This window comes from Fictibacillus phosphorivorans, assembly GCF_007673525.1.
Classification (GTDB): Bacteria; Bacillota; Bacilli; order Bacillales; family Fictibacillaceae; genus Fictibacillus; species Fictibacillus phosphorivorans_C.
This window is the reverse complement of the sequence record NZ_VDZU01000001.1, coordinates 1,735,576-1,747,811: the sequence shown is the minus strand read 5'-3', so window position 1 is coordinate 1,747,811 and position 12,236 is coordinate 1,735,576. Positions and strand designations below refer to the sequence as shown.

Here is a 12,236-nt window from a genome sequence, read left to right as displayed (position 1 = left end):
CTATAATTCAAACCTAAAGAATTAAGAGGAATAATCCTTAAGATTTCTTAAGTTTTAAGGAATGAAAAAACTGCATCCCCCTTCTATTGATGGAGATGCAGCCTTAATTACTATTCCTATTTAGCTTCTACTGTATCCACTTTCCAGCTTTTCTGCAGCTTTCGAATCATGATAATCTGTCCGATGTGGTACGCATTGTGTGTAGCCGCATTCCCGATGATTTCCCACCATTTAGCTGGTTCAGGAAAACCATTTACTTCACTTTCTACCTTCTCTTCTGAAAGTAGATTTTGCCATTGTAAAAGAACGTCTAGAAGTTCTTCTTTTAAATGTGAGAAACTTTGATGTTTTGGAATCACAAAACTTTTGTTGTTATCTCCAATGGAAGGCACTGCTTGAACATAAGACTCAATGTAACGGGTTTGCCACGTCTTATTCCAATAAAGAAGATGCTGAACAATTTCAGCGATACTGTGACAGTGATTGTTCGGTTTCCAAAATGCTTCTTCTTCAGAAAGATTTTCTACTGATTCATTAAATGGCAGATACCAGCTAGCGTCGTTGGCATTGGCTAACAGTTGGTCGGCTAATAGATGTTTTACATGAACCATACGTTTCACTCTCCTACCTTTTTGACTAACTTTTTTCATTCAAGTTTATACGATCCATTCTCGTTACGCTGTTTCTTTCCTTTATGGTTATTAATGATTATTATAGATTAGGATACAAAACTAACAGAACGTTTGATGGAGTGTTGCATATGGAATGTTGTTGCGAAAATATGAAAATCTATGAACTAAAATTAGAAGCTGATGTTGATACTGATCCTGTTTGGTGCAATCTGTGCGGCTCTAATCTAGACCTTGATGAACTTCCTATTTCCTTAGAACTAAAAGAGGAATTGCAAAATTGGACCATAGAATACGGAGAATGGATAGATTGGGCGAACGATAGAATACGTGAAAAAGGTGTAGAGCTGGAAACTGAGCATAATCAGCTAGGTCAAACTCTTTCAGCAAAAATACAGAAAGAACTCGGAGATACCTATACTGTAAGTTTTTCTCCTTCCCATTCATCCCGCCATTATTTGAATAATGATACTAAGTTTTAAACACGAAGAAAACCCGAATTGTTGCTTACCGTTCGGGTTTCTTTTAATGCCTTACGCATTAATTTTATTACATATTTTGTCTATGAACTTCAGTGTTTCATCGATAATAAGCTGTTGGTCATTGTCGAGTGTAGCCACATGGTAACTGTTCTTTAAAGAAATAATCTGTTTGTTACGGGATGAAATGGAATCATAGATGGTTTGAGAGTTTTCAGGTGGTACAACATGATCTTCTGTTGATACAAAAATGAGTGCGGGACATGTGACAGTATGAAGACTTTCTTTTACTTTTTTCATTAACAATACAATTTCTTTTAGAGATTGAACCGGAGTTTTGTCATAAGCAAGTTCTTTCACATCCGGATTCTTTAAGTCTGAACCTATGGCGTCTAGAAATCGTTGGTTGGAATGTTGCATGTTTTCCATGTCTTGGATGTCGATTGCAGCATTGATTGGAATGATTGCTTTAATATTTGGATACGTTTCTGCAACGTATAACGTTAGTGTTCCTCCCATTGAGAGACCCGTAACAAAAATGGTATCACAACGTTCATTGAGCCATTGGTAACCTTCTTCAATAGAAGCAATCCAATCATGATATGTAGTCTTTTCCATATCCTCATAGTGGGTACCATGCCCTTTGAGCCTCGGACCACATACTGTATATCCTGCCTTAGCGTATGCCTCTCCTAAAGGGCGCATACTTTGGGTAGAACCAGTAAAACCATGAGAAATTAATATACCCACTTTGTTTCCTTCAAAGTAAAAAGGTTGAGCTTCAGTCATTACTGAATGCTTCTCTGTCATTGAAATCCCTCCAATATGAATAACTTACTTCATACATTCAAGAAATTTGTCAAATTACCTGCAATAAAATCTCTTACTTGATGCTTTAGCTCTTATTTTTAGGCTTTGACCACTCTAGTATCAAGATGACCAGCACATAAAGAGAAGGTATAATTAAATTTTCTAATAACTGTAGACTTTTATATTTGAAAAAGTCGAACGCAATAAGGGTTAAATAAATAGATATAAAATAATAGAAACTTTTTCGGGTTATCCCCATTTTCACACCTCAATTATACAGATAAAAGCTCTAGATTAAGTTACTACAGTGTATTTTGTATTGTAATACAATTACAGGAAACTTACACTAAAAAGAAAAGGAGATTCGTATACCATGACTTTATCACTTCCAAAAGCATTAGAACCCTATCGAAAAGACATTGAGGACACAGTTGTTCCTTTTGTTTCTATACAAGCAACGCGTCAGTCTACAGAGGTAAAAGACAGCAAAATTGGAGGATCACCTTACTTGCCTGAAGGATTTTCTTATCCGCTAGATTCTTCTGAAAAACCAATGGCTCTTCTTTGCCAACTAAATTTTGATGAAATTCCTCACCTCGAACACTTCCCAAAGACAGGGATTCTGCAATTCTTTCTTTCTAAAAATGATGATGTGATGGGAATGGATTTTGATAACCCTACAAATCAAAGTAACTTTCGTGTGGTTTATCATGAGGATATAACGTTGTCTCACACTTCTGATTCTTATGTTCCCTCAGATACAGAAGAGGAACACCTTCCGTTTAATGGTGAATACCGTTTATCTTTTTCCTTGTCAAAAGAAGCCCTTGGTGTAAGTGATTTTCAATTTGAAGAAAGTTATGAACCTATTGATATGGACCAGGCTACTGGTGAAAAAAATATGTGGGGGGAAGAAACGCTTTATGACCTTTTCTGTGAACATGTTGAGAACATGGGACACAAAATAGGCGGATACGCGTACTTTTCACAAACAGATCCACGTGATTATGGAACGCAATTTGATGATTACCGCATTACTTTGCTTCAGATTGATACAGATGATGAAGGTGAAAACGACATCATGTGGGGAGATGCTGGTGTAGGTAACTTCTTTATCAAGAAAGAAGATTTAAGAAAAAAAGAATTTTCTAGCGTATTATTTAACTGGGATTGTCATTAATAGACGTGAAGGGGCAACTTAGTGGTTGCCCCTTCTTTACGTTATTTTAATGTGATATTTCCTACATATTGCGAACGACCATTGCTGGTGCGAAAATTAACTTCTAACACATATCGACCCGGATCACTTGGGAAGGAAAAGGAGTAATCACTTGATGATTTCGTCGTCAACTCTATTTCCTCATTTCCCTTCCATAAAGATATTTCCATTGTCTCTTTTGTAAATTCTCCACCATTCTCTTTGTTCTCGAGTAAAATTATTTGCGCAGATTCATTAGGTAGAAGCGTGATTTTTCTTTGTTCGTTGCCTAGCAATATGAAGTTCTTTACTTTATTCTTATATTCCTTGTTTTCTGTTTTCCAGTTAACGTTTGCTTCTTTTAAGGGGTATAAATCTAAATCTTCTTCAACACTAAGTCTTAACTCTGGCGGTCCAGCATCATAGTCTTCCGCTATACAAGCAGTTAATAATAGAATGAACAAAAACCCTGTTAACACATGTAGACATTGTTTCTTCATGCACCTTCCCCTCTCCCATTTACCGTTTAGATAGAACGGTAAAAAGTTGATTATAAATTTGTCTGGCTATCACGTAGAAAAAGGCTCCAATAGGAACTACCAATAAATCAACCCACATTCCATTTTGATAGTTTTCTGGCTGCTGAAAGTAAGCTAAAAACATTATGCCACCGATAAAAATGGAGGGAGTAAAAAAGAATATCCAAGGATTCATTATATATTTCATCTTCACTTGGCTTAATTGTATCGCCTCATAAACCAGTTCAGCCATCCCAGCTATAAAGAGAATGATAAAGAAACCTCCTATTACACTGGAAAGAGGTGCAGTGTTATCCGCTCCGGGGTTGTAATGTTCCATGATAAAATATGAAAGTAAACAAAAGACGAAGGTAACGAATACGGTGTTCCACAGAAAACGCGTAATCTTATAAAAAGGATAGACTGCTTTTTTCATTTCCCAATTCATCTTTTTTCCGTTTCCGAACGCCTTTATTGCAATTTTTAACGATTCTTGCTCTGTGTATCCTTTTATCATTAACTCATTCATATGATCGTTGAGGTGCTGTGTTAACTCTTCTCGTATGTCCTCTTGTTCTTCTATTGGCAAGCCCGCTACGATCACATTAATATATTGATCTAAATTCTTCATAACAACCCCTCCAGCGTCTTATCCATCAGGTCATTAATTTGTTTCCAATCTCTACGCTTTTCTGTTAATATCCTTCGTCCAGTTGTTGTTAAAGAATAATATTTACGACGATTTCCGTCAGGTCCATGTTCCCAATACGAAGTCACACACTCTTTTTTCTCTAGGCGTTTCAAAGCTGGATAAAGGGTTCCTTCATTCATAGAGAATTCTTCGTTACTTAATTTTCGCAGCTTCCTTGTCATGTCGTATCCATAACTATCTCCATCCACCAAAAGTGAAAGAAGCAAAATTTCAATACTTCCCTTCAATAGTTCTTTATCCATGTTTACCCTCCAATATTTTCTAATTGTATATTAATACGATGTACATCGTATTACAAGGGTGAGTTGTATTTTTTTCCAACTATGATAGAAAACAATGGCATTAATTGCTCTAGTCTGTGCCGAAGTGGTTACAATAACATCTGATTTTTTTCGTATGCTGCTATTGAGTTCAGACCGATGCAAATAATTTTAATTAAGGTTGAATATAAGTTTAAGAAGGAATAAGTGAGGAGGTAAAATATGGGCACAGAGTTTGTCTATTTATCTTCGATTATTGTTGCCATTATGTTTGTGTGCATCTCGGTCTTCCAGGTATTACTTTCGCTCGGTTATCCATTAGGTGAATTTGCGATGGGAGGTTTTTATAAGGTTTTACCGATAAAATTACGTATTATGAGTATGATAAATGCTATCATTCTATTATTTATGGGCGTTGTATTTCTAAAACATACTGATGTTATATATGGTTTTAGTTTTTTACCTACGAACACTTTAGTTTGGATTATTACGATATTTCTCGGTTTAAATACCATAGCGAACTTACTGTCACAGAGTAAAAAAGAAAGGCGTATGATGACACCATTTTCAAGTATCGCTTTTCTTTTATGTTTATTTATAACTTTATCTTAAGAAAAGATATCATTTTAACAGGCTAAAAGCACTACAATTTTAACTGCCCCCCATGTGTTAGACACAACTAACAATTGGAGGTGCAGTTTTTTATGCCAATATTTATGTGCGCCATTACCTTTTATCTATTGAATACCTTATTCTTTCCATCATAATGAACTTCATGGAATCCTAGTGTCCGTGTTAATTTTGGCACATGTAGAATTAGGAACAACGATCTGGCGGTGCTGAAAAGAATAAACGCTAACCATAATCCATGGTTATCTAAACGTGGTGCTGCTAAATAAAGCGAAACTAAGAAAACGAGTAAAGCTAGAATCATAGAGTTTCGTAGCGAAGACGCTTCTGTTGCTCCTACAAAAATACCGTGAAGGACGACACCAAAGCTGGATACGATCGGAAAGAGGATAATCCACGCTTCATAAGTTCCAACGACATTCAACACTTCAGGTAAAGAAGTAAACAATAGGTGTATCTGATTTTTAAATACAAAATAAACACTCGAGATGCTTAGTGATGAGATAACAGCCCATTGAAAACTAAGCTTAATCGTTGATCGATAAAGTGCCTTATCATTAGAACCTATTGCTCTGCCTGTTAATATACTTGAAGCATTGGCAAATCCATCATACATATAAGCCATAATGTAGTGGATCTGGATCAAAATGGCGTTTGCCGCTAGAATCTCTGTCCCGAAAGTGCCACCTTTTGCCGTAAAAACATTAAACACAGTTAATAAACATAATGTTCGAATGAATAGATCTCTGTTCATTCTCATCATTTTTTTATACGAGGACAGATCGATTGATTTTATCTGGAAAATCTTCTTACGCCGCTTTGCGGGGATCGCTTTCCAAACGATAAAAAGACCGATTATAAAAGTGGAAACCTCCGAAATCAATGTAGCCACCGCAACACCTGCCACACCCCATGAGAAGACTTTAACAAATAGAATATCAAGTACAATGTTCGTTACATTCATATACATTTGAAGAAACAAAGTCTTCTTAATCATGGCAAGTCCCATCATCCATCCTATGATGACATAATTGAGCAGTCCAAATGGTACACCCCATATACGAATCGCAAAGTATTCTATGGCTAGAGACTTAACGGCTGGATCTGATGTCAACAGCGGCAAAAACTGTTCTTTGATCGGGTATTGAAGCGCTACTAAAATGGCACTTATGCTGAGTGCTAAGAGCAATGGCCTACTTAGGGAACGTATAAGATCGTCCTCATTTTTTGTTCCAAGTGCTTGTGCAGCAAATCCAGATGTACTTACCCTCAAGAATCCAAACAGCCAATACATCGTATTAAAAACAATCGTGCCGACAGCTACTCCAGCTATGTAAGAGGAATCATCTAACTGTCCCACAACAGCCGTATCTACTGCACCAAGAAGAGGAGTCGTTATGGTTGTTAGAATCAGCGGTAGTGCCAATCCAAGATATCTTGAATGATTCAAATACGTTCATCCTCCCCCACAAAAAATAAACCAGCACTTCACGTGTAAAAGTGTTGGCTCTCTTCTATTTATACTCTTGTTCCATACTCATCTCCACCAATAGTCTGGTATAGGGATGACGAGACTCTGAAAAAAGATCCTCTGTTAAAAATGAGTCAACTGCGAGTCCTTCTTTTAATACTACAATTCGTTCACACATGAATTGGACAGCAGCAATATCATGTGAGATGAATAGAAGAGAGAGGTTCAAGTCTCGCTGCAACTTCTTTAACAGGTTGAGCACTTGTGCTTGTACAGAAACATCAAGACTTGAAGTAGGTTCATCGCAGACCAGCAAATCTGGTTCTAAGCTAATTCCCCTCGCTACAGCAATTCTTTGTTTTTGTCCACCACTTAGCTGATGTGGATATCTCTCCAGAAGTTCAGATGATAGACCCACTTTTTGAAACAAGACTTCGGCCATCTTCTTACGATCATGTCTTACTTCTTTTAAAAATGAAGGGATAACGTCTGGAAAATTTTCTAACGGTTCAACCACAGACTTCCATACAAGAAGTTTGGGGTTTAATGACCCGGCAGGATCTTGAAACACGATTTGAAGGTGACGTCTAGATGCTTTTAAAGCTTGTCCTTTTAGCGTGTGCAGGTTACTCCCTCTAAAATGGACATCTCCTTGTTCAGGCTTCTCTAGCCCTAATATGATCTTACCAAGCGTACTCTTACCGCTCCCGCTCTCTCCAATTACCCCTATGCTTTCACCAGGTTGAACGGTTAGTGAAATATCACTTAAAGCTGCTTTTGAGTGATACGTCTTCGAGATTGAATTAACGTGTAACATATCGTTCTTCCCTTTCTGCATTCATCAGATGACAAGCCGCCGAATGGTGTGATCCTAAGCTACTCATTGGGACTATGTTGCTGCAGGATTTCATAACACTTGGACACCTTTTAGAAAAAGGACACCCCTCTTCAGCCATTGATCCAGGTTCACCTAGCATAGTCGGCAACTCATGTTGGATATGCTTATTCAATCTTAGCCTCGACTGAAGTAATAGATTCGTATAAGGATGGATAGGATTCGATAATACAGCACTGGTTTTTCCTATTTCTACAATTTGTCCACCGTACATAACGCCTACTGTTTGTGTTCGGTTAATAATATGTTTCAAGTCGTGTGAGATTAGGAGAATAGAGCAGTTCAACTCTTCTTTAAGCTCAGACAGTAGATCGAGAATTCTTTCTCCGGTTAACACGTCTAAAGCTGTTGTTGGTTCATCTGCAATAATCAGTCTCGGCTGAAACATAATGGCAGATGCGATTGAAGCTCTCTGTAATTGTCCGCCACTTAGTTCGTCGGGAAAACTGTTAAATACACGTTCTGCAGGTAAGTGGACTTTGTTCAGCCAATGAATAGCCACTTTCTTTGCTTCTTTTCTACTTATATCAGTGTGACATCTTATAATTTCAATAAACTGCTGTCCAACTTTTATAAATGGAGTGAAGAAGCTTTGGTAGTTTTGTGAAAGGTAAGCAATCTCTTTACCACGAATGTTTCTTAACTCTCTTTCACTTAACGATGTGATCTCTGATTGACCAAGTTTAACAGATCCGCTTGTAACTTCCAAAGACTTAGAAATCATTCCCAAAATCACGGTGGCTGTCAAACTTTTTCCGCTGCCGCTCTCTCCGACTAACCCAAATATTTCACCTTGAGAAATGGAAAAATGCAGATTGCGAATTAACTTTTCCCTGCTGTTACGGATAATCACTGAAAGGTTTTCCACAACGAGCAGATTATTTTCACAAGTTGCTGGCGTATTGTTCTCAATCATTGCAAACCTCCTCTCTAACGACTTTTAACATCCCATTTGTCTCGCAATCCTTCACCCATTAAGTTAAATGCTAAAACCACAAAAAAGATAGCTAAACCTGGATAGATCATTAATTCTGGCGCACTCTGAAAATAAGGTCTTCCATCATTCAACATCGCTCCCCATTCTGGTGCTGGCGGCTGCGCACCTAATCCAAGGTAAGATAAGGAAGAGATCGTAAGGATCACTTTTCCGATATCCAGAGTAGCTAGAACAAGGACAGGAGAAACAATTTGCGGAAACATATGTCTTCGTATAATCTTCCAGCTAGAACTTCCCCCAACTTTTGCAGCTTGGACATAATCTTTGTTTCGTTCAGTGATTACAATACTTCTTACGACCCTTGTATAAGCAATCCACTTAACAAAAACAATCGAAATCATAAGATTCGTCAAACTCGGACCTAAGAATCCAGCAATTGCAATCGCTAGAATAAATTCGGGAAGAGCAAGTATACCATCTGCTACACGCATAAACACTGTATCCAATCGACCACCAATATAACCGATCACGAGACCGATCGGAATCCCGATGATTGCAACCGTCGCAACAACGAGTGCCGTTATTCCAAGTGTTGACTGAGCACCGACTATGAGCCTGGAAAATATACATCTTCCCATGTGGTCAGTTCCTAGAGGATAAGTTGAACTTGGTGGGGCAAGCCGTTCAGACATATTCGCTGTGAGGGGATCATTCGGAACGATAAACGGTCCAATCAATGTAATCAAAGTGATGATAAGAAAAAATATGATTCCCCACTGAATCAGTAAGTTTTGATTTTTAAAGAAAAATGGAATTCGATTTATTCTAGGCATCTGAATATTCATCTTCATAATGCCTCCTCTTTTCGTTTCATTCTTGGATCGATCACATAATAAGATAAATCAACTAAGAGATTTGTTAATACAACAAATACCCCAGTTAATAAAATATATCCTTGGATAACCGGATAGTCTCGGTTAAATATAGCGTCTACGGCAAGGCTTCCTAATCCTGGCCAAGAAAATAAAATTTCAACTACTACTGCTCCACCTAAGAAGCTACCTAAACTTAAGCCGAAAATGGTCAGAACAGGGAGAACAGCAGCTCTAAACGCATGCAACCATAGAATTCTCCACTCTTTGACACCTCTTGCTCTTGCTGCATAGATATAATCCTCAGACAAACTTTGCAAAAGGCCAGCTCGAAGCAGCCTTGCGTAAACTACTGCAAACGTAAAACCTAATGTAAAGGCAGGTAAGATGATCTGAGAATAGGACCCTATTCCTGACGAAGGTAGAACACCTAATTTAAACGCAAAGAGATAGATTAAGATGAGCCCGAGCCAAAAATTAGGTATCGATGCTCCGATCAATGCTAAAATCCGACTTAATTGGTCAGGCCATTTGTTAACATATATTGCAGACCATACCCCAAGTGGAACAGTAATGCATAGCATGATAGTCATTGCAAAAAATGTAAGTTCAGCCGTAATGGGTATGCGCGTTAACAGTTCTTCAATAACTGGTTTCCCAGACATGTATGATTTTCCTAGATCAAGCTGCATGAGGTTGAACATCCATTTGCCATATTGTACATACAGAGGCTGATCAAAGCCAAGCTTATTTCTAAGCTCAGCTTGATCTTCTTCTGTTACGACCATCTCATCGGCATTTAGAATGGTAAGAACCGGATCACCTGGTGCCATCTTCATTAATGTGAACGTAAATAGGGATAGAATAAATAAAACGACAACCAGCTGAGTAACCCTATTCTTTATAATCGTAAGCACATTATTTCACATCCATATTGTGTGTTAGAATATAATACTCCTCTGCTGTAGGCTCCCAGTTCACAATGCGTTTGTTCATTCCAATAATGATATTTGGATAAACGGCATAACTATGGGCAACTTCTTTGTTGATTACCTTAGACGCATCTTGTGTCAGCTTTGTACGCTCATCTAAATCTGTCGTTCTATTTAACTTTTCAATTAGAGTGTTAAGTTCAGGAATGTTGATCTTCCCAACATTTAACGCTCCTGTTTCTGTGAAAGCAGTATTAAAGAAGTAGCTTCCGTCTCCTCTTGGAGAGGTATTGTTACTATAAGTCGCTAGATCCCAATCCTTGTTCTCAACTAGATGCGTATCTGCATTTTCAACTGTTTTTATATCGATTTTGATTCCTGCTTTACTTGCGTCAGATTGAAGTAGCTGCGCGATTAGAGGCAGTTCTGGACGAGCTTTATACGTAACTAGTTCAAGAGTTAGCGGTTTACCGTCTTTCTCCATTAAACCTTCTGCATTCTCTTTGTAGCCCGCTTGAGTTAAAAGGCTTTTAGCTTTTTCCACGTTCAATTCTGAAACTTCTTCATCTAGCCCAAACGGTAAAGTACTGTTAAATGGACCGTTAGCTTCAAGACCGTGTCCTAGCATGATGTCATTTACAACACTCTTGCGATCAATCAAGAGGTCTAGAGCTTGTCTAACCTTTAAATCTTTAACATTTTTACTTTGACTGTTATATAGAACAAAATGCGCTCGTAGTCCAGGAATGGATTCAACTCTCAATTTATTATCCTTTTCTATCGTATCTAGACTTTCGGCAGGGAGATTGTACACAACATCAGCTTCTTTTGACTGTAGGGCAAGTGCTCTTACGTTAGCGTCTTCATTAAACTTTATTTTGGCTGAGTCCAGTTTCGGTTCTCCAGCCCAATAGTCTTCGTTTTTTTCAACTTCAACAAATTGATTGGATTTAAATTCTTTTACTTTAAATGGACCTGTACCGATTGGGTTATTTCTAAACGCTTCTTCTCCATCCTTCTTGGCTGCTTCTATGTTTACAATTGATGTATAAGGATTTACAAGTTCGGATGGAAGTGCAGGATAGGGCTCTGTCGTATGGATCGTAAGTGCTTGTCCATCTGCTTCCATAGATTTAATCTTGAGAGAATCACCTAACGATTCGTTAGCTTCAATACTTCTTTCTAATGATTGTTTGACAGATTCAGCATCAAGTTTTTTACCATCTTGAAATTTTACATCATCTCGAATTTCAAATACCCACTTCTCGTTATCTGTTGTTTCCCATCTTTCAGCTAGCCAGCCTTCAATATTCGATTTATCATCCAGTTTTAATAACGTTTCAGTAAGTCCAGCACGAATAGGAATAAAGCCAGTATGCGGATCTAAGTTAGCTGCTTTAAAACTGAAAATCATATTAACGTTCTTTTCTTTTTCTTCTTGTTTTTCTGAGCTATTTTGTGTGGTTGAACAACCAGCCATGAATACAAGAACCAAACATAACATTCCTACTAAAATATTCTTATAATTTCTCATTCATTTACCTTCCTTGCCTATTGGTTTATAATCGTAATCATTACGGTTTAAATATCAAAAAAAATTTAATACTTGAAGTTTTATTGAAAGATGGAGAAATAATACCTATGTATCAAGTAATCATGAACATTAAGAAGCGAAGTGATCTTATGATCTACGACACCTTTGTACAAGGTGTTCCTTATGCTCGCCCTTCTGATTGTTATTAAAGTGCTGCCCTCCTCACTTTCACTTTAAGCGTAATCATTACGATTTACATATCGAATTCTATCATTTAATAAAATTACCGTCAATCACTGAACGAAGTAAAACTATAAAAAACCCATCAATGATGGGTTTAAGAGATTTGTATAAGTATG

Annotated in this window: 14 protein-coding genes; 3 read left to right on the top strand and 11 right to left on the bottom strand. The window is 37.6% G+C overall.

The genetic code is table 11. The features are described from left to right. Positions 1-116: 116 nt before the first annotated feature. Complete coding sequence (locus FS458_RS08570) at positions 117-611, bottom strand: DinB family protein (RefSeq protein WP_144699495.1); 495 nt, start codon at positions 609-611, stop codon at positions 117-119. A gap of 149 nt (positions 612-760) precedes the next feature. Between FS458_RS08570 and FS458_RS08565 the strand changes: the two genes are divergently transcribed. Then, entirely contained in the window at positions 761-1,111 is a 351-nt protein-coding gene (locus FS458_RS08565; RefSeq protein WP_144699493.1) for a hypothetical protein, read from the top strand. Positions 1,112-1,162: 51 nt separating this feature from the next. Here the strand turns inward: FS458_RS08565 and FS458_RS08560 are convergent, their stop codons facing one another. Next, positions 1,163-1,918 carry an alpha/beta hydrolase gene (locus FS458_RS08560; RefSeq protein ID WP_144699491.1) on the bottom strand — a complete coding sequence of 252 codons (756 nt, stop codon included), beginning with the start codon at positions 1,916-1,918 and terminating at the stop codon, positions 1,163-1,165. A gap of 373 nt (positions 1,919-2,291) precedes the next feature. On the opposite strand from FS458_RS08560, the gene FS458_RS08555 reads away from it, so the two are divergent. Continuing rightward, a complete protein-coding gene (locus tag FS458_RS08555) occupies positions 2,292-3,098 on the top strand; it encodes a YwqG family protein (RefSeq protein WP_144699489.1) in 807 nt (268 codons plus the stop codon). Positions 3,099-3,139: 41 nt separating this feature from the next. Here FS458_RS08555 and FS458_RS08550 read toward each other — a convergent pair whose 3' ends face one another. From FS458_RS08550 to FS458_RS08540, 3 genes are read right to left on the bottom strand one after another with little or no spacing between them, the layout of a single operon-like run. Then, positions 3,140-3,616, bottom strand: a complete 477-nt coding sequence (locus FS458_RS08550; protein WP_144699487.1) for a hypothetical protein — start codon at positions 3,614-3,616, stop codon at positions 3,140-3,142. 19 nt (positions 3,617-3,635) lie between these two features. Next, a complete protein-coding gene (locus FS458_RS08545) occupies positions 3,636-4,265 on the bottom strand; it encodes a permease prefix domain 1-containing protein (RefSeq protein WP_144699485.1) in 630 nt (209 codons plus the stop codon). Next, the gene (locus FS458_RS08540; RefSeq protein ID WP_144699483.1) at positions 4,262-4,588 is read right to left on the bottom strand and encodes a PadR family transcriptional regulator; all 327 of its coding nucleotides are present in this window, start codon (positions 4,586-4,588) and stop codon (positions 4,262-4,264) included. Before FS458_RS08540 ends, FS458_RS08545 begins: the two co-directional genes overlap by 4 nt. A gap of 240 nt (positions 4,589-4,828) precedes the next feature. On the opposite strand from FS458_RS08540, the gene FS458_RS08535 reads away from it, so the two are divergent. Continuing rightward, positions 4,829-5,218 carry a hypothetical protein gene (locus FS458_RS08535; RefSeq protein ID WP_144699481.1) on the top strand — a complete coding sequence of 130 codons (390 nt, stop codon included), beginning with the start codon at positions 4,829-4,831 and terminating at the stop codon, positions 5,216-5,218. A 121-nt stretch (positions 5,219-5,339) separates the two neighbouring features. On the opposite strand, the gene FS458_RS08530 is transcribed toward FS458_RS08535, so the two are convergent. The 6 genes from FS458_RS08530 to nikA all read right to left on the bottom strand — a co-directional run bounded on the left by FS458_RS08530 (position 5,340) and on the right by nikA (position 11,877). Continuing rightward, positions 5,340-6,686 carry an MATE family efflux transporter gene (locus tag FS458_RS08530; protein ID WP_144699479.1) on the bottom strand — a complete coding sequence of 449 codons (1,347 nt, stop codon included), beginning with the start codon at positions 6,684-6,686 and terminating at the stop codon, positions 5,340-5,342. A 64-nt stretch (positions 6,687-6,750) separates the two neighbouring features. After that, positions 6,751-7,524, bottom strand: a complete 774-nt coding sequence (locus FS458_RS08525) for an ABC transporter ATP-binding protein (protein ID WP_144699477.1) — start codon at positions 7,522-7,524, stop codon at positions 6,751-6,753. Then, a complete protein-coding gene (locus FS458_RS08520) occupies positions 7,511-8,518 on the bottom strand; it encodes an ABC transporter ATP-binding protein (protein WP_144699475.1) in 1,008 nt (335 codons plus the stop codon). The genes FS458_RS08525 and FS458_RS08520 overlap by 14 nt, the downstream gene beginning before the upstream one ends. Positions 8,519-8,532: 14 nt before the next feature. Beyond that, positions 8,533-9,372, bottom strand: a complete 840-nt coding sequence (gene nikC / locus FS458_RS08515; RefSeq protein ID WP_391503405.1) for a nickel transporter permease — start codon at positions 9,370-9,372, stop codon at positions 8,533-8,535. 14 nt (positions 9,373-9,386) lie between these two features. Continuing rightward, the gene (nikB, locus tag FS458_RS08510; RefSeq protein WP_222122224.1) at positions 9,387-10,328 is read right to left on the bottom strand and encodes a nickel ABC transporter permease; all 942 of its coding nucleotides are present in this window, start codon (positions 10,326-10,328) and stop codon (positions 9,387-9,389) included. 1 nt (position 10,329) lies between these two features. Continuing rightward, positions 10,330-11,877 carry a nickel ABC transporter substrate-binding protein gene (gene nikA, locus FS458_RS08505; protein WP_144699471.1) on the bottom strand — a complete coding sequence of 516 codons (1,548 nt, stop codon included), beginning with the start codon at positions 11,875-11,877 and terminating at the stop codon, positions 10,330-10,332. Positions 11,878-12,236 lie beyond the last annotated feature (359 nt).